Raw genomic sequence first — 20,643 nt, 5'->3', positions numbered from 1 at the left:
TGAAAAAATCAGAGCGCTTTTTTTATGAAATGTGGGCTTGAAATCAGAAGAAGACTATCTTAGAACGGTAATTGATCCGGTGATGATTTTTTGCCCGCTGTGGAGGTCAATCATGTAATAATAGGTTCCTACCGGAACATTGACGCCTTTATATTTTCCATCCCAGTTTTTAGCATCAGATGCAGAGCTGAATACCCGTTCCCCATAGCGGTTTACGATTTTGATTTCTGCTTCCGGATAAGCCTCCAATGCGGCAATATTCCATACATCATTAATGCCATCGCCATTTGGGGTGATGGTATTGGGAATTTCCAGTTTTTTATAAACTTTAACGGATACGTCAGAAGTGCTGCCGGGACAGCCTTCTTCAGACCATACATTCAAGGTATAAGTGATGTGCTGTGGAGGACTGGCTGTGGGGTTTAGTTTTGAGGGATCGTCCAGGAAATTAGAAGGAGTCCAGAAATACCGGACATGATCACCGGAAACCTTGCCATTTAAGGTAATAGACTGCCCTTCTATGATCGACCTGTCTTTTCCGGCATCAGCTTCAGCTTTTCTAAATACATTCACGATTACATATTTGATGGCTTCACAAACTCCATTAGAAACTGATACACTGTATACAGTCGTGATTCCGGGGGAAGCGATGGGATTGGGGATATCCGTAGCGGATAATCCTTCGGATGGCATCCATTTATAGCTGGATCCGCCGGAAGCATGGAGTGTAACGGAAGTACCCTCACAGATAGAAACAGATGAAGCATCGACTTCAGCTAAGGGAAGAGCTATAATGGATACATTAATCTGTGCAATAGCTGAGCAACCTTTGGAGATGATGCTTACTTGGTATGTTCCAGCATCAGCAGCGGAAGCATTTTCGATGACAGGTGACTTAAGGTTAGAGCGGTAATTATTTGGTCCTGTCCAGGAATAAGAATCTGCAGTTCCATTTACATCTAAATTGATTGTATTTCCTATGCAAACGTTTTGTTGACTAACGACAATCGGCTTAGGGGAGGGGGTTACTTGGATTGTGACGGCTGATGAAGCAGCTCTACACGAGGGTGAGTTGAAATTGTTTATTTCAGCAGCTAAAATACGGTATTGATAATTTCCGGGTGGCAAGGTTTGAGCGGGAATAATTATCTGTGTAGTCGTTTCGTTATTAAGGTCAACCCAGCCATTGCCACTATTTCTTTGCCATAAGTATCGGAGGTTTGCTGACCCTTCAACATTTGCAGAAATAGTAATTGAAGTGTTTTCATTTTCACAAATGATTTTTTCCTGTTGGCCATTATCTATAGAAGTGGAAATTTTGGGCCCACAAGGTCTGAACGTAATGTCATCAAGTACCAGATCATTACCACTGCCGCCTAATGCATTGTTAACAATCTTGATTTTTACTTGGGTTACATTTCCAATAGTAGTAAATAAAAAGCCATATTGTTTCCAGGTAGATTCGACTGAATTAGGGATATCTCCCGTATTGTATGTGCTAAGTATTTGATCATTGATCGTTGTTATTTGAAAGGTAATGTTGGGTTTGATTCCTCCTGATTTCATTAGATTAGCAACCCATGCTGCAAATTCATAAGTTGTATTAGCGCATAGTTCGGTAGTAACGATTGTCTCATAAAAGATTCCAGGACTATAACTTGCATTAACCATCATAAGATAGCCATCAGGGTCATCTGGAGTATGATTTGAAATAAAATGCCAGGGATCACCTCTATCTATTTTTTTCTTAATCGTATAATATCCATCAGCCGGTGCATTTGACATGATATATTGGTATTTTGTGTTAGATCCTAATTCTGGACCAAAAGTGTCATCACCTCTGCCAAAATCAATATGCACAACCGGATCGCCAAGACTTCCCTGGCAGGTTTGTGAAAATGTATTATTAATGCAGCAGGAAAAACAGCATAAAAAAACAGCGAAGATGGTTTTGCTCATTTTTTATCTTTTGTTCAATAAAATAAAATGAGTCTCCGCTCTTTGGAGATCATATGACCTCCGAAGAACGAAAATTACAGAGATTTCCCCCTCTGAATTAAAGACCTGATGCTAATCTAAACAGATGTATTTTGTTAACCAAGTATTTGCCTGACAATGATTTGTGTGTTTTGTAATTGTGTTGCATTACAATTCTGTATATGGAATTGTAATGCATAATAATGATTTTAATAGCAAAATTTTATTGAAATAAGTCATACTGGTGCATCCATTAGATTTTTAGCATATTTGTACAAATCAATTCAATATGGAAACATTGTTTGTCAATAAAGCAACGAATAAAGAAGAGCTGGAAAAGGTATTTGCAATCAGAAAAGTAGTTTTTGTAGAAGAGCAGAACTGTCCGCCAGAATTAGAATGGGAGCATGAAGAAGAATCTGTTCATTTTCTGGCCATGATGGATAATCAGCCTTGTGGTGCCTGTCGCTGGAGAAAAACCGACAATGGGTATAAACTGGAACGGTTTGCGGTATTAAAGGAATTCAGGGGAAAGCGGATTGGCCAGGCATTGGTTGCTGCTGCACTGTCTGATCTTCCTGAAGATGCGCATTATATTTACCTGAATGCACAGTTAACCGCCATGCCTTTATACGCCAGATTTGGTTTTGTGGCGGAAGGAGACCAGTTTGAGGAAGCTGGAATTCAGCATTTTAAAATGGTTAAGAAAGGGTAGAAGCCGAAGGAATCTACCCGCTTATAGGTTATAAGAAAATTCCTGAGGAAAGCTGTACCGCAGCTTTCCATTTTTCCATATCCAGATTTAGTTTTTCTCCTTTGCTTTCCAGAAACCAGATCAGGTCTTCTGTAGCCAGGTTTCCGGTCAGGTCATCAGCCGCCATAGGACATCCCCCAAAACCTTTTAAAGCACTGTCGAAACGGAGACAACCACTTTCATAAGCTGCCGCGATCTTTTCAATCCTTGTTTCCGGAGTGCTGTGTAAATGTACACCTATTTCTACCTCAGGGAATTTGGCGGTAAGTCCGGGTAAAATTGCTTTTATTCTTTCCGGCGAGGATACGCCGATGGTATCAGACAAGGACAAGATCTTTACACCATTGTTAACAAGGGTACCGGCCCATTTTTCTACGATCTCTTCATTCCATTCATCTCCGTATGGATTTCCAAAACCCATCGACAAATAAACGACTGCTGTTTTATCATGCTGGTCGCAAAGGTCGAGCATTTGTTTTACCGTATCCAGCGACGCCGCGATGGTAGAATTGGTGTTGCGCATCTGGAAGGTCTCAGAGATCGAAAAGGGAAAACCGAGGTAACTGATCTCTTTATGTTTAACCGCTTCTTCTACGCCTCTTAAATTAGCTACAATGGCCAGTAATTTTGACTTTGACTGACCGAGGTCTAGTTTAGACAACACTTCTGCCGTATCTCTGAGTTGAGGAATCGCTTTAGGGGAAACAAAACTGCCAAAATCGATGGTGTCAAAGCCCACTTGTAATAATAAATTGATATATTCTGCTTTGAGGTCAGTATCAATAAAGTCGTGAATGCCTTGCATCGCATCCCTCGGGCATTCTACTAGTTTAATCGATTTTTGCTGGTTCATGTTGTTCTTTCTTGTGATATGGGCGAATGATTAACCGGGTTCCCCTGTCGTAGCTGAAATAACTCCATACCCAGTTTACAAAAACCACGAGTTTATTCCTGAAGCCTACAAGGGTCATCAAATGTACAAACATCCAGGTAAACCACGCGAATACTCCCTGAAATCTGATTTTATGAAGGTCAACCACCGCACGGTTTCTACCTACGGTTGCCATCGCTCCTTTGTCAAAATATTTAAAGTTTTCGGTAGGTTTCTTTTCTACGATGCTGATCAGGTTTTTGGCCAGGAGTTTTCCCTGTTGAATTGCTGCAGGAGCGACTCCGGGATGTCCGTTAGGAAATTCTTCGGTGATCATTGCGGCCACATCGCCTATGGCATAAATGTTTTCATAGTGTTCGACCTTATTGATTTCATTTACTTTGAGTCTGCCACCTCGTACTACGGCATCAGGACTTAATCCGTCTAAGACCACACCTTTCACCCCTGCAGACCAGATTACGTTCGAGGAAGGGATCTTCTGACCATCAGCAAGAGATAAAGCTTTTCCGTCGAAAGACTGCACCCTGGACTCGGTCATGATTTTTACACCCAGTTCTGTCAGGAAATCATGCGCCTTTTTCTGGGCCTGAACAGACATGGCACCCAATAGTTCGGGAGATCCTTCGATCAGGTAAATATGAACTTTATCGATATCCAGTTCAGGATAATCGCTTTTCAATACGTGTTTTTTCAATTCTGCAATCGCACCTGCGGTTTCTACGCCTGTAGGACCTCCGCCAACCACCACAAAGGTGAGGAGTTCATTTACAGTCAGTGCATCCGGCGCAATCTGTGCAGCTTCTAAATTCTGCAGAATCAGACTTCTGAGGTTTAAGGCCTCAGGGATGGATTTCATCGGCATGGCATTGTCTTCAATCTCTGTATTTCCGAAGAAGTTACTGGTGGAGCCTGTCGCAATCACCAGATGGTCATAGTCGATGGTGCCAATGGAAGTTTCAATACAGTTGGTTTCCGGGTTTACCTTTTTCACTTCTGCAACGCGGAAAGTCAGGTTCTTTTGTCCTTTAAAAATCTTTCGGAGCGGGAAAGCAATGGAGTCAGCTTCGAGACCACCGGTAGCCACCTGATAGAGGAGGGGCTGGAAAGTATGGTAGTTGTGTTTGTCTACCATAATGATTTCAATGTTTTTATTTCTTAGTTTCTTCGCTAATTCTATTCCTCCAAATCCTCCGCCTACAATTACTATTCTGGTTTTGTTGCCTTTTGGGAAATGCTGCTCCATAATGATCTGTTTTCGTAAAGATACATAACAAACAAAAAGGCATCCAAAAAGAATTATTATTGCTTAAATAATGTCAAATTATAATGGTTGTACCAAATTTATTTTTGTTGGAGAGATGTAGTTTTTAACTAATTTAACAATTTGAAATCAATGCGCTTAATACCGTATGCTTTATTCTAAATGTTCTGAAACAGATCAGTCTTTGGCTGATCATTTTATAAACCAAAACCATCAAAAAATATTACATAATGGCACTAAAAAAAATGTTACTGGTTTTTTCAATAGTATCTTGTTCAATTGCAACAGTCTATGCTCAAAAAGATTATGTTGTTACTACGCAAAAAGACACGCTGTGGGGTAAAATCAATGATTATAATCTGAATAAGGTTAAATATAGGCAAACTGATAGCTCGGATAAGGTGAAGTACAGCCCATTGGAAGTCGATGCATTTCACCTGGAAAAAAAACAGGAGGATTACCAGGCTGTACAACCGTCTAAGTGGGATAAAAAAGTATTCTTGCTAAGAATTGAATTTGGAAAGATCAGTCTGTTTGAATATGTCAATAGTTTCTCCGGCTATAAGGGCGCATCCCATACCATAGTAACCTGGTATGCTTCTAAAGGAAATGGCATTCCTATAGAAGTGAAAAGTAACAACCTAATTGGAAGCCGGAAAGATAGAAAAGATGCTTTCTATTCCCTTATAGAAGACAATAAGACTATAGCAGAGCGTTATCTTGCAGCGGATAAATTCAGTTTTGATCAGGTAAGAGAAGTTATTAAACAGTACAATACAGAGGCAGGAAAGTAATTCTTACGTGTTAGTACATTAGGAAATAAAAAGAAAAGGGCCGTATCATTTGATACAGCCCTTTCTTTATTTGGATCAGTAATTTCTTACTTGTTCTTTCCTAAGTCAATTACAATCGGGGTAGAGATACATAATGATGAATATGTACCGATGATACGACCGATCAATAGTGCGAAGATAAATCCGCGGATACTTGCTCCACCAAAGATGAAGATCACAAGTAATACGAAGAATACAGTTAATGAAGTCAAAATAGTACGACTCAATGTGCTGTTTAGTGCAAAGTTGATCAGTTTATTACGTTCCTCACCATGTAGATCTTCTTTTCCGCTTTCTGCAAGTCTTTCACGGATACGGTCAAATACAACAACCGTCTCTGTCATGGTATAACCCATTACCGTTAAGATTGCCGCGATGAAATCCTGTCCGATCTCTAAAGAGAATGGAAGGACACCATCTAAGATCGTGTAGAATGAAAGTACCAGTAACACATCATGGAACAATGCGATTACTGCACCTAAACCGTAGTTCAGTTTCTTAAACCTGACCACGATATAGATAAACATCACTAAACAAGAGAACAGGATAGACCCGTAAGCTCTGGTCACAATGTCACTCGCAATGATTGGTCCTACTTTCTCATTACTTTCAATGGTATATTTAACACCAGTTTTTGCTAAACCATCGTTCAGGGCTTTCTCAACAAGTTTGTCGGCTCCGTTATCCTGATCAGTGATATGGTAAGTAGTGGTGATTTTTAATTCGTTGTCTGCACCTGCGGTTTTAACAATCGTTTCTGATTCAGGGAATACTTCTGCCAGTTTAGATTTAACATCTTCCGTGTGCATTCCTTTGTCAAAGTGAACGATATAAGTTCTACCGCCTTTAAAATCGATACCCAGGTTTAATCCACCATGTTTGAAGTAGAAGATGAAACCAAGAACGATGATTGCAGTAGAGATCATATAATAGATCTTTCTGTGTCCAACGAAGTTAAACGCAATGTTTTTGAACGCGTGGATGGTGTGTTTGTTACCGAAAGTAATGTTTGATTTTTTCTCTAACAACCATTCAAATACCAGACGTGAGATCAATACTGCACAGAATAGTGAAGAAAGGATACCAATACAAAGCGTCGTTGCGAAACCTTGAACCGGACCTGTTCCGAAGATGAAAAGAATCACACCCAATACCAATACCGTAACGTTGGAGTCAATGATAGAAGACATTGCATGTTTGAAACCTTCTTTGATCGCAACCGGTGTTGGCTTACCTAAAGTCAGCTCTTCCCTTACACGCTCAAAGATCAGGATGTTCGCATCTACGGATAAACCGATTACCAATACGATACCTGCGATACCAGGCAAGGTCAATACTGCACCCAGTGAAACCAGGATACCCATGATGAAGAATAAGTTGATCACAAGGGCAAGGTTAGCTACCCATCCTGCTTTGTTGTAATATAAAGCCATGAAGACCAGAATCACGATAAAGGCAAGAACAAAGGATAATAAACCATTGTCAATCGCTGCCTGACCCAATGAAGGACCAACAACAAACTCACCAACGATTCTTGCAGGAGCAGGAAGTTTACCTGCTTTTAAGATGTTTGCCAAATCCTGGGTATCATTCACGGTAAAGTTACCAGTGATGGAAGAGATACCATTAGGGATTTCGTTTTGTACAGTAGGAGCAGAGTAAACGGTATTGTCTAATACAATTGCAATAGATTTTTTATTGTTTGGATCTGCAGCTGCTTCAGCAGTAATTTTTTTCCATTTTGAAGCACCATCACCAGTCATGTACATGGTTACTTCAGGTCTGCCTTTCTGATCGTAATCACTACGGGCTTCGCTGATCGCATCACCACCTAAGTCTGGTTTACCATCCATAGATGTTGCTTTGATGGCATACAATTCAAAAACTTTTGAACCGCCTGTGGTAGCAAGGTCCATTGGTTTAACACTCCACATGAACTTGAAGCTTTGAGGAATGATCGACGCAATTTCAGATCTTTTGAAATAGGAGTTTACTTTAGCGGTATCTTTTTGAGCTACCCAACCTACAACTGGTCCCGGACGTAATGAAGTCTGTCCGTTTTCTGCCTGGTAAGTAGGAACGTTTAATACAGCGAATAAAGGATTCGATTTTGTCAGCTCTTTGTTTTTCGTAGCAGCAGAATCTTTAGTGTCTTTATTTTTAGCCAGACCTGCAAGTTTACTTTCAGATTTAGCAGTAGTATCAGTACTTGTTGCTGAAGTTGCAGGCTCTGCAACTTTTAAGGTCGAAGCAAGCGTTTTGTTAATGTTCTCCATGATCGAGTACACTTCCTCATTGTTGTATACCTGCCAGAATTGTAATTCTGCAGAACCTTGCAATAATTTGTGAACCCTTTCTTTATCCTGAACACCTGGCATCTCAATCAGGATACGGTTGGTACCTTCTTGTTTCTGCATGTTCGGACTTACTACACCGAAACCATCGATACGGCTTCTGATGACAGTGAAGGAACGGTCGATCGCACTTGTTGCTTCTTTAGACAAATAACTTTTTACCTCTGAATTGCTCGCGTTAGCTTTAAGCAATTTAGCGTTGTCCTGGTTAGAGAAGAAATCTGCTAACTTCACGTTCGGAGAAAGTTTCTCGAATTCATCTACAAATAAAGCGATGAAATCTTTTCCACCTGCGTTTAGTTGTGTTTGTGCATTTGATAACGCTTTGTTGAAATTCGCATCATCAGTATTGCCGGCTAAAGATTTAACCAATTCAGATAACGAGATCTCCATCGTTACGTTCATACCACCTTTAAGGTCGAGCCCAAGGTTAATTTCTTTCTCTTTACAGAACTGGTAGTTGAATCCAAAAACAGGATAAACCGGCACTGTGGCCATGGAATCTAAATAAGCTTTTTCCTTATTCACATCCCCTTTAGCATAAGCTTTTGCGTCTTTTTCAACTTTCGAAGTGACAAAGTTGAATGAGAGAGAATACACACAGACGATACCCAATAGTATCGCCATAAATTTAATAAAACCTTTACCCTGCATTTGTTTGTAATTATTAGTCTATATAAGCTATATATTTTTTTAACAAGTCGGCAAATCTAATTATTTTTTTAAATAATAGGCCACGTTATTAAAGTTTTTATTATGGGGGCTTAACTATTTGCGTTCAAGCGTCGAAAACGTATAAGCAACCCTGTTTTTTTCATCTGGCTGATGATTTTCTATACTTGTTTCCTGCCATTGTCCGGGAGCCAATTCCGGAAAAAAGGTATCCGCTTCATAGCTTTGGTGCACCCTGGTCAGGTAAATCCGGTCTGTGGCCTCCAGTGCATGTTTATAGAGTTCGGCACCGCCAATGATGAATACTTCTTCTTCCGCAGCACAAAGCTGTAAGGCTTGTTCCAGGCTATGGGTCACTTCTGTTCCCGGCAGGTCCAGATTACTGTTCCTTGTAATGATGATATTACGTCGGTTGGGAAGGGGCCTGCCAATAGAATCATAGGTTTTTCTGCCCATGATAATGGTATGTCCGCTGGTGATGTCCTTGAAGTGTTTTAAATCAGCAGGAAGGTGCCATAATAATTGGTTGTCTTTGCCGATGGCGTTATTTTCGGCAATGGCGACTACTATGGAAAGGATCATACGGCAACAGCTCCTTTAATATGAGGGTGTGGCTCATAACCTTGCAGGGTGAAATCTTCGAATTTGAAATCCAGCAGGTCTTTGACCCCGGGGTTAATCTCCATCAGTGGTAATTTTTTTGGCTCCCTGCTCAATTGCAGTCTGGCCTGTTCAATATGGTTATTGTACAAGTGGGCATCTCCAAGGGTATGAATGAAATCTCCGTATTGAAGTCCGCACACCTGGGCAACCATCATGGTCAATAAGGCGTAAGATGCAATATTAAACGGAACTCCCAAAAAGATATCTGCACTTCTTTGGTAAAGCTGACAGCTTAATTTACCATCTGCTACGTAAAACTGGAAGAATGCATGGCAAGGTGGCAGGGCCATGTCTTCGATATCGGCTACATTCCATGCGGATACGATGATCCTTCTTGAATCGGGATTGTTTTTGATGCTGTTGATGATCTGACTGATCTGATCGATCTTGCGGCCATCAGGTGTTGGCCATGACCTCCACTGTGAACCATAAACCGGCCCAAGGTTACCATCGGCATCTGCCCATTCATCCCAGATTTTAACGCCATTATCTTTGAGGTACTTTATATTGGTATCTCCGCTCAGGAACCAGATCAGTTCGTGGATGATAGATTTTAAGTGTAGTTTCTTGGTGGTCACCATCGGAAAGCCTTCCTGAAGGTTAAACCTCATCTGATAGCCAAATACACTAATTGTTCCTGTTCCCGTCCGGTCATGCTTCTGTGTGCCATGATCCAGCACATGCTGCATTAAATCTAAATATTGTTTCATGTATTGCTAAGCTCCTTTTTCTTTCTCCTGTGCTTCACCGCAAGATACTACGTTCTCCCGGGTTTCATAGGATCGTACAAAATTAAAAAATAAAAATTCAGCATTGTTCAAATCCTTTCTTTTTTTCGGTTTGCAGTCTGCTTCTTTTGTCCTCATTTATGTAAGTTTGTCCTACAATCAGAAACCAATGCTTGCATTTGCCAACGCCAAAATTAATCTGGGATTACATGTTACCGGAAAACGTGCGGACGGGTATCATAACCTCGAAACCATTTTTTACCCGGTAAAGATTTACGACGTTATAGAAACACTGGATGCGGAGGTGCTGAGTTGTACCATCCGCGGTACGGATATTCCTGGTGATACAAAAGACAACATCTGTCTCAGGGCTTATCATTTGTTGAAAAATGATTTTGACCTTCCTCCCCAACACCTGTGTTTGCTGAAAAACATTCCGATAGGGGCAGGTCTGGGCGGTGGTTCTGCAGATGCTGCTTTCCTGATTAAATTGCTGAATGAAAAATTCAGATTGTCGCTCTCCAATGAACAAATGGAGGATTATGCGCGCAAACTGGGGGCAGATTGTGCGTTTTTCATCCGGAACGAAGCGGTTTATGCCGAAGGTAAGGGAGACGAGTTTTCTGAGGTCAGTATCGATCTTAATGAATACTTCCTGGTACTGGTTAAACCCGGGATCCATGTTTCTACGGCAGAAGCATATGATGGAATAAAGCCTGCTCTTCCTGTTACTTCGCTGAAAGATTTAATACATTTGCCTTTGAGTGACTGGAAGGCAGAGCTGAAGAACGATTTTGAAGCTTCTGTCTTTTTGAAGTATCCCGAAATTGAAAACATAAAAAACAACCTTTACCACAATGGAGCAATCTATGCTTCGATGAGTGGGAGCGGGTCCTGCGTTTATGCAATTTTCAAGTCAGCGGTAAAACTTCCTGAACTTGAAAGAACCAATAAAGTATTTTACAACGTTTAATGAATTATGGAAATCAACCTGATAAGAAAAAACGATAAATTTAATTTTGAAGCAGAAAACTCTGGCGGTCATACGGTAGAACTGGATGCGAAAGCAGAGATTGGTGGAGAAGGTAAAGGTTTCCGTCCGATGGAGATGTTACTGATTGGCCTTGGCGGTTGCAGCGGGATCGATATGGTCAATGTGCTCAACAAGCAGAAAGAACCTTTGAATGATGTGAAAATCAAGATCAAAGCAACCAGAAAAACAGAGGAAATGCCTCCGATTTTTGACGTAATTGATATTCATTTCGATTTGTATGGTGCTTTAAACGTTCAGAAAGTGGAGCGTGCACTGGCACTTACTTTCGACAAATATTGCTCGGTTTCCAATATCCTGGGACGCTCAGCTACGATAAATTTCACGTATAGCATTCATCAATAATACTTATTGGATGGATCAACAGAAAGCCGCCTGCAACCTTTGCTCCTCTAATTCAGCGGTAGATGAAGGGTTGCAGCCGGCCGTTGAAAAGCCTTTAGCTGATATAATCGCGATCCGCATCGCTGATTGATTTTTTAGGGTCCTCAGGTTTTAACTGAGGACTTTCTTTATGGTCATAGCTGCTCACTGTAACTTTTGGTCTTCCCACCCAATAACCAAGAATAAAACCGATAAACGTACAAACACCAACCACTAAAAGTTTAGAAATGTCTTTCTTAACGAATATGAAATTGAATTCTACGACATCGGTGTTGATCATTAAAAAGATGGTGATGAGCACCGTAAAAATGATGATGAAAATGGTTTTAGTACGCATGACTTAAAAGCTATAATTTAAAATTAATTCTAATATAGGGTTTTGGTTGTACATTTTGTTCACAAAAACGACCCTTCCTCCCACATCTACCAAAGGTTTGTAACGAAGGAGGTTCATACTACTACGTAATTCGAAGCCAAAAGTTTTAGGTTCTGCCAAATTTGTTTCATCTCCAAGGTTTTCATAGTGACAAAACAAACCTCCACGAAGATTTCTGATATAAGCAAGTGGTCCGATCTCTGCATCCGGAAATACAATTGGAAAACGGTAGTTGAGGAGCAGGGTGTTTCTCAGTTTGCTTATTGCAGGAATATTGCTGTAGCCATAAACGGTATTGATCTCCCGGTCGTATCTTCTGATACCTGAAGTCCTCTGGTAGCTGAAATTAGCCAGGAAGGAATGGTTTCTGGCAATACCGGGAAAATAAAGGAAACTCTCAGCGGCAAAGAGGTCACCTGCGAGTTGCTGGTCAAAAGGCTGATGAAGGTAAGTGACCCTCAGGATCTGTGCCCATTTCGGGGCAATGTCCCTTTCTGCCTGCCGGGTGGTATGGGTAAAAGTGAAACTATACTCCATCGGGAATTTCAAAGTGGTGATGTAATCCTTTGGCATATTTTCAGGCAGGTACCTTTGGGTATAGCTGGTGGAGGTGTTCAGGGAAAAATTGTAAGTATCGTTGAGGGAGTTGAGGCTGATCGGAAGGGAAGCCTTGACCTGGACATTGTTTTCTCTCCAGTCTCCTTGTTGTACGCCTGAGTTGCTGTTGTAAAAGGTGCGTCTCGGTCTGTTTCTGTAAACGGCGCTGAGTACCGGGTAGAATCCTTTGTAGGTTAACCCGGCATTGTACTCAAATCGGTTGAGGTCTCTGAAATAATTTACGCCGGTAAACACATTCATGGTATTGAGGAGGTTGTCTGAGTTGATTTGAAGCCCACCGCGATACTCATCTTCAATTACTGGAATAATGCTGTGAACGTTGAACAGATTTCCCAGGGCGTGGTAGGGCCTGGAGGCAAAGCTGCTGTCGGGAACTGCCGCGAATACATTTCCTGAATTTTCCTGTGCCGCAGCTGCAGCGCCCAGAAAGACAAAATTGTTTTCCCCCGGAGCATGGGGCTTCAAGAGGCTTTCTGCAACCTCATAACCCTGCAGTCCATAATTGTTGAAAACAATGGATTGCTGGTCCGGGGACAGGCTTACATTGAACGCGCCGTATTTTGCTGCGCTCAGAGCGCTTATCTTTTTGCTGAGGGGTTGTATGTAGTAAATGTTGTCGATCCCATTGTAGTGAGCGTTAAAAGCTATTCCTTGCGGAAGGTAAACCGGCCTGCTGAGTTGCTGTTGAGATTCGGCGATCAGTACCTCTGTTTTTCCGGAGCGGTCTATAGTGCGTAAAGCTTTTCCCTTTTCGCTTACGCTGACAAAAGCAATCTCTGCTCCATCCTGCCGGTAGGCCGGTGTCTGAAGGATCAGGTTCTCCGGATTCGGATAGGTATGAAGTATGGTTCCGGTACCGGCATCCATTTCTACCAGATTACACTGGTTGCTCAGGTCAAAACGTACTGCAATAATTTTTTTTCCGTCAGCCGATAGAGTAGGGGAGAAGAGGCGGCTGCGGGAGCTCAGCTTTTTTGTGCGCCCGCTTTGAAGGTCATAACTGCAAATGACACTGTAACTTCTCTGTCTGTACCTCGGGTCATACCTTACCTCATCCCAGACGATTAGCCCGTTGGCATAACTGAACCATGGTTGTTCCTGGTATCCGATGGAAAGTAATTTCTTTTCTTTCCGGTCCGGACCGATCATGCTGAAATGTGCAGGCTCAGCCTTGCTTTGTTTCAGGGTAAGGATCTGCTGACCGTTAATTTTTACGGGCAGAAACCAGCTGGTTGCCAGGTCTGCTTTTTTGTTGAGGGAGGGGTAGGCCTCCGTCGTTGATTTCTGTGCCTGAAGTTCCCATTCTTTGCGGAGATTTTCGGTGGTATTGTCGAACCATTCCTTACTTCCTTTTCCATTGAATTTCTTTAAGCTTCCGGAGAAAGGGTAGGCCCGGAGCGGGCGTCGTTTGATGTCGGTGAGTACGCTGTCAAAAATGTTTTTACCGGACTGCTTTCTGAGGTTCGAGGCCATCACATATCCGAGCTGATAATAGCCGGGAGTGAGGTCTTTTTCTGAGTCGAAATTCACCTTGCTGTAAGAGAATTTTTTGCCCTCCAGCAGCTGGGTTCTATAAGGCATGATCCAGGAAGGAATTCTTCCGCGACCGGCATTTGTCAGAGAGGTTTCTGTACTTACTGCATCTCCCTCAAAGAACCAGAGTGGGATGCTTACCCCGAACCAGGCGAGGTATACTTGTTCAGGAAAAGGATGGGCGAGTCCGCCAGTGAGTTTATCAAATTGTGCCACATGCCGGAGCTCATGAACAGCGAGGTTGTTGAGCCAGTCCTGACTGTCGAACTGTTGGGGAGGAGTGGTGTAGAACTCCGATTTTTTTGGCCCGAGCTGAACGAAGCCATTGGCGATTACACCACGGTTTTGAAGCAGGATAGGAATGCTGGTATTTTTCCTGCCTATGCTCGCTCCGACATAAGGATAGATGTGTTTTAAGGTGTTGGTCATTCTCTGTGCTTCCTTCTCGAGCTCATCGGGGTAGATGATCCTGAATCCGGAAGCGTTGATCTGTCTCCATTTTACACTAAGTGGGTTCTGTTCTGAGTTGAAGATCTGAGCAAAGCCTTTGTGTGATGTTAAACTTAATACTGATGTTGTTATTATGCTGATTATTAGTTTTTTATTTCTTGATATTATGGTCATTATTTGGATATGCTAAAATAATTAGTTTTTCAGATTTTCAGGGCCTTTTTTTATTTAATCTTTAATTTTAGTTGAATTTTATAATGGTTTTGATTTTCAATTGATTGTGTTTTTGTAAGTGAAATCAGGTGTGTCAGTTTAAGGCCTTTTATGTGCAATAATCAGTGTTTATTTATGGATTTTTGACAGGTGTTTATGTTTGATTTTTAATCCGGGATTAAGGTACACTATTTGAGGATTACTTACAATAGAAAAAACCGGAGGATTTCCTCTCCCCTACCCCGGGGGATTCTTTTACCGATCCGGATAAGTAAGGGCTTTTTCCTGGAGGGACCTTCCTTATCTCTTAAAATCCGATGTCTGTGCTCTGGTCCGTTGACTGATCTTTTTAAGAATTGTGACTGGATTTTGTGAAGGGTTTTGAGAAGCGAAGAAGCGGATTTTGGTTGCGATGACCCGTTGTTACAGGCGGGGCATGGGTGTCTTTCAGCTGGGTGTTTTCAGGTCATGGTTGCGTCTGATCTCATTCCTTGTATTTGTATTTATTGCAACTTGATGTCTTTTTAAGGTCGAAATTTAAAACAGATTTGCATGAGGTAAAACTGGGATTCAGGTCTGGAAATGCGAAGCGTTTCGTTGAGAAGGGAAAGCTGTTATTCGATTTTTGCGGCTGATTTCTGAGCGGGAAAAGGAAGGGAATAAGCGGCTGTTCTGACGAAATACCTAGCTTAAATTTTTACGCTTTTTGTATATCGGATATAAAAATACAGCTCCGATAATGAGTGCTGCACCGAGGTAAAAACCGATAGACATGGTTTCCTTTGTGCCGAAGAATATGAACGCTAAAATGATCCCGTAAACAGGTTCAAGATTGGTGATCAGGGCTACCCGAAAAGCAGATAATGTACGCATCACGGAGACGCCTGCAACGTAGGCAAGCGCAGTGCAGATGGTGCCTAATAAAAGAAGGTAAGACCAGTCTTTTATACTCAGGTTAAAGGATTCTGAAAGCAGGGATTTATCGAGCAAACGGTACACTGTAATCCAGAAAAAAGCACCTGCCATTTCGTAAAAACCAATGATTTTCGGATCACTTTTCTGGACCAGGGTAGAATTAATTGTAGAGAATAGACTGGAGGCTAAAGCGGATAACAAGCCTAATATTATACCCAGTGTATATCCTGCTTCGAATTTAAAGATCATATAGATGCCCAGGATGATGATTAATCCAATAATGACATCGGGTATCAAAATGGGTTTTTTCTTGATCAGGGGCTCTAATATTGCGGTAAAAAGGGTGAAAGAGGAGAGGCAAACAAGCGTAACGGATACTGTGGAGACCTTAATTGCGTAAAAAAAGAGAATCCAGTGGACCGCAACAATGCTCCCTGTAAAGAAAAACCGGAGGAATTGTTTCCTGGAAACCCTTAAACTTGTTCTACTCAGGCTGAAATAAATCAGCAGGCTAAGGCTGGCAATGAGCACCCTGTACCAAACCAGTTGTACTGCATTGATGGAAATCAGCGCACCAAGAATGCCTGTAAAGCCCCATATAAAAACAGTAGAATGCAGGATTAACAGGTTTCTATTTGGGGAGATGCCAGCCGGATCGTTCATTTATTTCGGTGCTTTTCTGAGTAAATAGTACCCTAAAAGACCAAAAATTATGGTAGGTACGAGCACTGCAATCAGCGGTGAAATCCCTCCTTTAAGTGAGAACATCTTGGCAAACTGATTGAATACGATATAGGCAAAACTCAGAAGAATGCCTATTCCCAAGGGTAGCCCGACTCCTCCGCGGACCTTTCTGGAGGATAAAGCCACACCAATAAGGGTAAGTACGAAGGCGGATAAGGGCTGTAAATAACGTTTATAGCGCTCGAAAAGCAAGTCGTTCATGATACCGGAGCCCCTGATTCTTTCTTTTTTGATCTTATCTGAAAGGTCTTTTCCAGACAGGTTTTCGAAGACATTGTCGTAAGCAGAGAAGTCATCAGGACGCATATCAAGAATGGTATCCTTGGTTTTACCCGCACCTGCGGTCATGGTTTCTTTCAAGCCATTGATGTCCCTTACTGAGTAATTCGTCAGTTTCCAGGAGCGCTTTACGGAATCCCATTTGATTTCATCAGAAACGATCTTTTTTGTCAGCACATCCCCTTTGAAATTGTCCAGTGAGAACTGGGTTCCAACCTTACTCTTGTTGTCAAAACTCCTCATGTATATAAAGGTATGTTCGTCCAGTTTCATGTGGATATCAGTCTTGCTGGTTGGGTCATTCTTCTTTATATAGGTGTTTTCAAAGCTGTTTTTGATTTGGTTGGTATAAGGAAGTATGTATAGATTAGAAGCCAGGTTAATGGAGAAAATGATAAAGGCAGAGATGAAATAAGGCAATAAAAAGCGGTTAAAACTAACTCCACCGCTTAATATGGGTACAATCTCTGTCTGATCAGCCATCTTTGCGGTGAAAAAGATCACCGCTATAAAATTGATCAGCGGAGAGAGCATATTTACATAAAAGGGGATAGATCCCGCATAGTATAAAGATATGACCTGCCAGAAGCTCAGGTTATTACCCAGGAAATCATCCAGCTTTTCGGAAAGGTCAAAGATGACGATGATGATCACAAACAGCGTCAGGGTATAAATAAATGTACCCAGATACTTACTGATGATGTACCAGTCGATAATCTTAATCCTGCCTTTGATGAAGTTCATTTATAATTTATTACCTAATATAGTCACCATTTTGTTCTTCCAGGCGTAAAACTCGCCACTGATGATCTTTTCCCTGGCTGTTTTAACAAGCCAAAGGTAAAAATGCAGGTTATGCAAGGTCGCAATTTGCGCGCCAAGCATCTCTTTCGAGTGCATAAGGTGTCTTAAATAAGCTTTGGAATATACCTGATCTGCATGAAGGTCGCTTTCTGCATCAATAGGAGAGAAGTCATTTTCCCATTTCTTATTGCCGATATTGATGATCCCGTTTCTGGTGAATAACATCCCGTTTCTGGCGTTTCTGGTCGGCATTACACAATCAAACATGTCTACGCCTAAAGCGATGTTTTCCAGGATGTTGATTGGTGTTCCCACGCCCATCAGGTACCTCGGTTTATCGTAAGGAAGAATGTCACAAACAACTTCTGTCATCGCGTACATCTCTTCTGCAGGTTCCCCAACCGACAATCCGCCGATTGCATTTCCTTCGCGGCCCATTCCTGCAATAAACTCTGCAGATTTTACCCTTAAATCTTTGTATACTGATCCCTGAACAATAGGGAATAAAGTTTGATTGAATCCGTATTTCGGCTCAGTCGTATCGAACCTGTTGCAGCAGCGCTTTAACCAGCGATGGGTCATGTTGATCGAATTCGCTGCGTATTTATAATCACAAGGATAAGGGGTGCATTCATCAAATGCCATAATGATATCAGCACCAATGGTACGCTGAATATCCATGGCATATTCAGGTGTAAAAAGATGTTTCGAGCCGTCTATATGCGAGCGAAAAGTAACACCTTCCTCCTTAATCTTTCTTACTTTACTCAAAGAATAGACCTGATAACCTCCGCTATCTGTTAAAATCGGACGGTCCCAACCAATGAATTTATGCAATCCACCGGCACCTTCTATAATGTCCAGCCCCGGTCTAAGGTATAAATGATAGGTATTTCCGAGGATAATCTTTGCGTCAATATCGTCTTTAAGTTCCCGTTGATGAACTGCTTTTACAGTCCCTGCAGTGCCCACAGGCATGAAAATTGGAGTTTGTATGTCTCCGTGATCTGTTGTAACTGTTCCTGCTCTCGCCTTTGAATGTGTATCGTTTGCCTGTAAGGTAAATTTCATATATCTGTATGCTCCACTAAAATCTGCCAAAAGTAGCAAAAATAGCGCTATAAATGGGCTAAATTTTTTATCAACAAAAAGGAACATTACAGATTAAAAAGCAGAAATTTGGCAGCTACAAAAATACATCGTGGAATTAACCTTAATAGAGTGTTGCCTGCTCGGCTCATTGATCTTCTGTTTCTTAATACAATTATACTTTAGTCTGTTTGTTCACCTGAAACTGGCATTTTTTCCGGTAGAACCTATACCTGAAACTTCTGCAAAACCGCTTAGCGTTATTATATGTGCGCGGAATGAAGTGGATAACCTGAAAGCATACCTTCCGGCAGTTCTGGAACAAAATCACCCTGATTTTGAGGTGATTGTGGTGAACGACAGGTCCTGGGATGGTACAAGACAGCTTCTGGAGGAATTTGCCAAACAATATAAACGCCTGAAAATCGTCACGATCTCTGAAGGTGAAAAGTTTATTGCAGGTAAAAAATTCGCCGTTACCATGGGGATTAAAGCCGCTTCTAACGACTGGCTCGTGTTTACAGACGCGGATTGTGTTCCTGCTTCAGCAAACTGGTTACTGGGAATGCAGCAATCAGAAGACCCTAAAGTAGAGATCGTTCTGGGCTATTCTCCCTATCTGAAGAAAAGAGGCATTCTAAATGCACTGATTCGTTTTGAAACTTTCTTTACCGCTGTAAACTACCTCTCATATGCCATTAAAGGGATGCCATACATGGGTGTAGGAAGAAATATGGCGTATAAAAAGACGCTTTTCTTCAAGAATAAAGGCTTCGCAGCTCACATGCATATCCCTTCAGGTGATGATGATTTATTTGTAAATGCGAATGCACATTCCCGCAACACAGAAATCAGAATCAATAAAGATAGTCATGTCTGGTCTGAACCAAACACAAGCTTTGGTGCTTACCTGCGACAAAAGAAGAGACATTTTGGTGCCGGCAAATTATACAAAGGCAAACATAAGTTTATCCTTTCCTGCCAGATCATCTTTCAATTCCTGTTTTATGCCTTTTTTACGGCATTATTGTTCTTCAAAGCAACGTTATACCCTGCTTTGGGCGTTTTATTCCTAAGTATCGTGATCAGATGTTTCATCTATCCACGGATTTTAAAACGGCTAAATTATAGTGATTTAAGGTGGTGCTTCCCCATTCTGGACATTCTCTTATTCATTTTCCTCGTGTTTAATGGCATTCTGTCTATATTTGTTAAAAAAGTAAAGTGGAAATAAGATCAACGCTAATACAAGAATATTTTAAAGATCTGACTGATGAGCAAATTGCTCAGTTTGATCAGTTGTATGATTTATATAGTTTCTGGAACGCCCAGATCAATGTCATCTCCAGAAAGGATATTGAAGAGCTCTATGTTCGTCATATCCTTCATTCTCTTGGTATTGCAAAGTTTTGTACTTTCAAACCGGGAGAAAAAGTACTGGATGTAGGGACAGGGGGGGGCTTCCCGGGAATTCCTTTGGCAATTCTATTCCCTGAAACCCAGTTTCACCTCGTTGACTCTATCGGAAAAAAGATTAAAGTTGTGACAGAAGTTGCAGCTGGTCTGGGTTTAAAGAATGTAAAAGCCAGTCATTTGAGGGCCGAACAGGTAACGGATAAGTACGATTTCGTGGTATCCAGAGCCGTGACCCGCCTGATAGACTTTTACCCATGGGTGAAAGGCAAGTTCAATAAAGATTCAAAAAATGCAATTGCCAATGGTATTCTGTATCTGAAAGGTGGTGATCTTGCAGAAGAAATCGCAGAATCAAGACTGAAAGCGGAGCTGTATCCTCTTGCAGACTACTTCAAAGAAGAGTTTTTCGAGACCAAATTTGTTGTTTATATTCCTCAATAATAAGGTTCTTCTTTTTGAAAGATCCTGATAAAAAAAACCAGATGTCCTTTTCATCCCCGAATCTTTGCTGAAGGGCAAATATTCGAATGTCTTCAAAGCACATCTGGTTTTTTTTCCGAAATCTTGCATGCATTCATCACAGGTAATAAGGGGTATAAATATTCTGATCATTATATTCCTCAAAGGTAACACGACT

Annotated in this window: 17 protein-coding genes; 6 read left to right on the top strand and 11 right to left on the bottom strand. The window is 41.5% G+C overall.

Going from position 1 to position 20,643, the window contains the following annotated elements; genetic code table 11:
* Positions 1–54: 54 nt before the first annotated feature.
* Entirely contained in the window at positions 55–1,785 is a 1,731-nt protein-coding gene (locus tag BUC20_RS22115) for a T9SS type B sorting domain-containing protein (RefSeq protein WP_159441144.1), read from the bottom strand.
* A 481-nt stretch (positions 1,786–2,266) separates the two neighbouring features.
* On the opposite strand from BUC20_RS22115, the gene BUC20_RS22110 reads away from it, so the two are divergent.
* The gene (locus BUC20_RS22110) at positions 2,267–2,692 is read left to right on the top strand and encodes a GNAT family N-acetyltransferase (protein WP_073233214.1); all 426 of its coding nucleotides are present in this window, start codon (positions 2,267–2,269) and stop codon (positions 2,690–2,692) included.
* Positions 2,693–2,720: 28 nt separating this feature from the next.
* Here the strand turns inward: BUC20_RS22110 and BUC20_RS22105 are convergent, their stop codons facing one another.
* Together BUC20_RS22105 and BUC20_RS22100 are read right to left on the bottom strand one after the other, a co-directional pair.
* Positions 2,721–3,584 (bottom strand): hydroxymethylglutaryl-CoA lyase, encoded by an 864-nt coding sequence (locus BUC20_RS22105; RefSeq protein ID WP_073233213.1) that lies wholly within the window; start codon positions 3,582–3,584, stop codon positions 2,721–2,723.
* The gene (locus BUC20_RS22100) at positions 3,562–4,866 is read right to left on the bottom strand and encodes an NAD(P)/FAD-dependent oxidoreductase (protein ID WP_073233212.1); all 1,305 of its coding nucleotides are present in this window, start codon (positions 4,864–4,866) and stop codon (positions 3,562–3,564) included. Before BUC20_RS22100 ends, BUC20_RS22105 begins: the two co-directional genes overlap by 23 nt.
* A 248-nt stretch (positions 4,867–5,114) precedes the next feature.
* Here BUC20_RS22100 and BUC20_RS22095 point away from each other — a divergent pair, with 248 nt between their 5' ends.
* Positions 5,115–5,678, top strand: coding sequence for a hypothetical protein (locus tag BUC20_RS22095; RefSeq protein WP_073233211.1), 564 nt, complete (start codon positions 5,115–5,117; stop codon positions 5,676–5,678).
* 86 nt (positions 5,679–5,764) lie between these two features.
* Here the strand turns inward: BUC20_RS22095 and secDF are convergent, their stop codons facing one another.
* The 3 genes from secDF to BUC20_RS22080 all read right to left on the bottom strand — a co-directional run bounded on the left by secDF (position 5,765) and on the right by BUC20_RS22080 (position 10,116).
* Positions 5,765–8,725 carry a protein translocase subunit SecDF gene (gene secDF / locus BUC20_RS22090; protein ID WP_073233210.1) on the bottom strand — a complete coding sequence of 987 codons (2,961 nt, stop codon included), beginning with the start codon at positions 8,723–8,725 and terminating at the stop codon, positions 5,765–5,767.
* 114 nt (positions 8,726–8,839) lie between these two features.
* Positions 8,840–9,325, bottom strand: coding sequence for a dihydrofolate reductase (locus tag BUC20_RS22085; protein ID WP_073233209.1), 486 nt, complete (start codon positions 9,323–9,325; stop codon positions 8,840–8,842).
* Positions 9,322–10,116, bottom strand: a complete 795-nt coding sequence (locus tag BUC20_RS22080; RefSeq protein WP_073233208.1) for a thymidylate synthase — start codon at positions 10,114–10,116, stop codon at positions 9,322–9,324. Before BUC20_RS22080 ends, BUC20_RS22085 begins: the two co-directional genes overlap by 4 nt.
* Positions 10,117–10,303: 187 nt before the next feature.
* On the opposite strand from BUC20_RS22080, the gene ispE reads away from it, so the two are divergent.
* Complete coding sequence (ispE, locus tag BUC20_RS22075; RefSeq protein WP_073233207.1) at positions 10,304–11,107, top strand: 4-(cytidine 5'-diphospho)-2-C-methyl-D-erythritol kinase; 804 nt, start codon at positions 10,304–10,306, stop codon at positions 11,105–11,107.
* Between the two features lie 6 nt (positions 11,108–11,113).
* Positions 11,114–11,530, top strand: coding sequence for an OsmC family protein (locus BUC20_RS22070; RefSeq protein WP_073233206.1), 417 nt, complete (start codon positions 11,114–11,116; stop codon positions 11,528–11,530).
* 94 nt (positions 11,531–11,624) lie between these two features.
* Here BUC20_RS22070 and BUC20_RS22065 read toward each other — a convergent pair whose 3' ends face one another.
* From BUC20_RS22065 to tgt, 5 genes are all read right to left on the bottom strand, one after another.
* On the bottom strand, positions 11,625–11,906 hold the full coding sequence (locus tag BUC20_RS22065) for a LapA family protein (RefSeq protein WP_073233205.1): 282 nt from the start codon (positions 11,904–11,906) through the stop codon (positions 11,625–11,627).
* 3 nt (positions 11,907–11,909) lie between these two features.
* Positions 11,910–14,720 carry a TolB family protein gene (locus BUC20_RS22060; RefSeq protein ID WP_073233204.1) on the bottom strand — a complete coding sequence of 937 codons (2,811 nt, stop codon included), beginning with the start codon at positions 14,718–14,720 and terminating at the stop codon, positions 11,910–11,912.
* A 723-nt stretch (positions 14,721–15,443) separates the two neighbouring features.
* The gene (locus tag BUC20_RS22055) at positions 15,444–16,337 is read right to left on the bottom strand and encodes a DMT family transporter (RefSeq protein WP_073233203.1); all 894 of its coding nucleotides are present in this window, start codon (positions 16,335–16,337) and stop codon (positions 15,444–15,446) included.
* Positions 16,338–17,441, bottom strand: a complete 1,104-nt coding sequence (locus tag BUC20_RS22050) for an LptF/LptG family permease (RefSeq protein ID WP_084529152.1) — start codon at positions 17,439–17,441, stop codon at positions 16,338–16,340.
* Complete coding sequence (gene tgt / locus BUC20_RS22045; protein WP_073233202.1) at positions 17,442–18,572, bottom strand: tRNA guanosine(34) transglycosylase Tgt; 1,131 nt, start codon at positions 18,570–18,572, stop codon at positions 17,442–17,444.
* A 130-nt stretch (positions 18,573–18,702) separates the two neighbouring features.
* Here tgt and BUC20_RS22040 point away from each other — a divergent pair, with 130 nt between their 5' ends.
* Both BUC20_RS22040 and rsmG read left to right on the top strand, forming a co-directional pair.
* Positions 18,703–19,824 (top strand): glycosyltransferase, encoded by a 1,122-nt coding sequence (locus tag BUC20_RS22040; RefSeq protein ID WP_073233201.1) that lies wholly within the window; start codon positions 18,703–18,705, stop codon positions 19,822–19,824.
* Positions 19,815–20,447, top strand: coding sequence for a 16S rRNA (guanine(527)-N(7))-methyltransferase RsmG (rsmG, locus tag BUC20_RS22035; RefSeq protein ID WP_073233200.1), 633 nt, complete (start codon positions 19,815–19,817; stop codon positions 20,445–20,447). The genes BUC20_RS22040 and rsmG overlap by 10 nt, the downstream gene beginning before the upstream one ends.
* The last annotated feature ends 196 nt before the right edge of the window (positions 20,448–20,643 follow it).

It is taken from the genome of Pedobacter caeni (assembly GCF_900129215.1).
GTDB classification, from domain to species: domain Bacteria; phylum Bacteroidota; class Bacteroidia; order Sphingobacteriales; family Sphingobacteriaceae; genus Pedobacter; species Pedobacter caeni.
This window is presented reverse-complemented; position numbering and strand designations above follow the sequence as displayed.

Bases quoted from the DNA above. Each gene is read 5' to 3' on its own strand.
- BUC20_RS22070 (WP_073233206.1), top strand. From the start codon at position 11,114: ATGGAAATCAACCTGATAAGAAAAAACGATAAATTTAATTTTGAAGCA.
- secDF (WP_073233210.1), bottom strand. From the start codon at position 8,725: ATGCAGGGTAAAGGTTTTATTAAATTTATGGCGATACTATTGGGTATC.
- BUC20_RS22115 (WP_159441144.1), bottom strand. From the start codon at position 1,785: ATGTCAAATGCACCGGCTGATGGATATTATACGATTAAGAAAAAAATA.
- BUC20_RS22100 (WP_073233212.1), bottom strand. From the start codon at position 4,866: ATGGAGCAGCATTTCCCAAAAGGCAACAAAACCAGAATAGTAATTGTA.
- BUC20_RS22095 (WP_073233211.1), top strand. From the start codon at position 5,115: ATGGCACTAAAAAAAATGTTACTGGTTTTTTCAATAGTATCTTGTTCA.
- BUC20_RS22110 (WP_073233214.1), top strand. From the start codon at position 2,267: ATGGAAACATTGTTTGTCAATAAAGCAACGAATAAAGAAGAGCTGGAA.
- ispE (WP_073233207.1), top strand. From the start codon at position 10,304: ATGCTTGCATTTGCCAACGCCAAAATTAATCTGGGATTACATGTTACC.
- BUC20_RS22050 (WP_084529152.1), bottom strand. From the start codon at position 17,441: ATGAACTTCATCAAAGGCAGGATTAAGATTATCGACTGGTACATCATC.
- tgt (WP_073233202.1), bottom strand. From the start codon at position 18,572: ATGAAATTTACCTTACAGGCAAACGATACACATTCAAAGGCGAGAGCA.
- BUC20_RS22060 (WP_073233204.1), bottom strand. From the start codon at position 14,720: ATGACCATAATATCAAGAAATAAAAAACTAATAATCAGCATAATAACA.
- BUC20_RS22065 (WP_073233205.1), bottom strand. From the start codon at position 11,906: ATGCGTACTAAAACCATTTTCATCATCATTTTTACGGTGCTCATCACC.
- BUC20_RS22105 (WP_073233213.1), bottom strand. From the start codon at position 3,584: ATGAACCAGCAAAAATCGATTAAACTAGTAGAATGCCCGAGGGATGCG.
- BUC20_RS22085 (WP_073233209.1), bottom strand. From the start codon at position 9,325: ATGATCCTTTCCATAGTAGTCGCCATTGCCGAAAATAACGCCATCGGC.
- BUC20_RS22080 (WP_073233208.1), bottom strand. From the start codon at position 10,116: ATGAAACAATATTTAGATTTAATGCAGCATGTGCTGGATCATGGCACA.
- BUC20_RS22055 (WP_073233203.1), bottom strand. From the start codon at position 16,337: ATGAACGATCCGGCTGGCATCTCCCCAAATAGAAACCTGTTAATCCTG.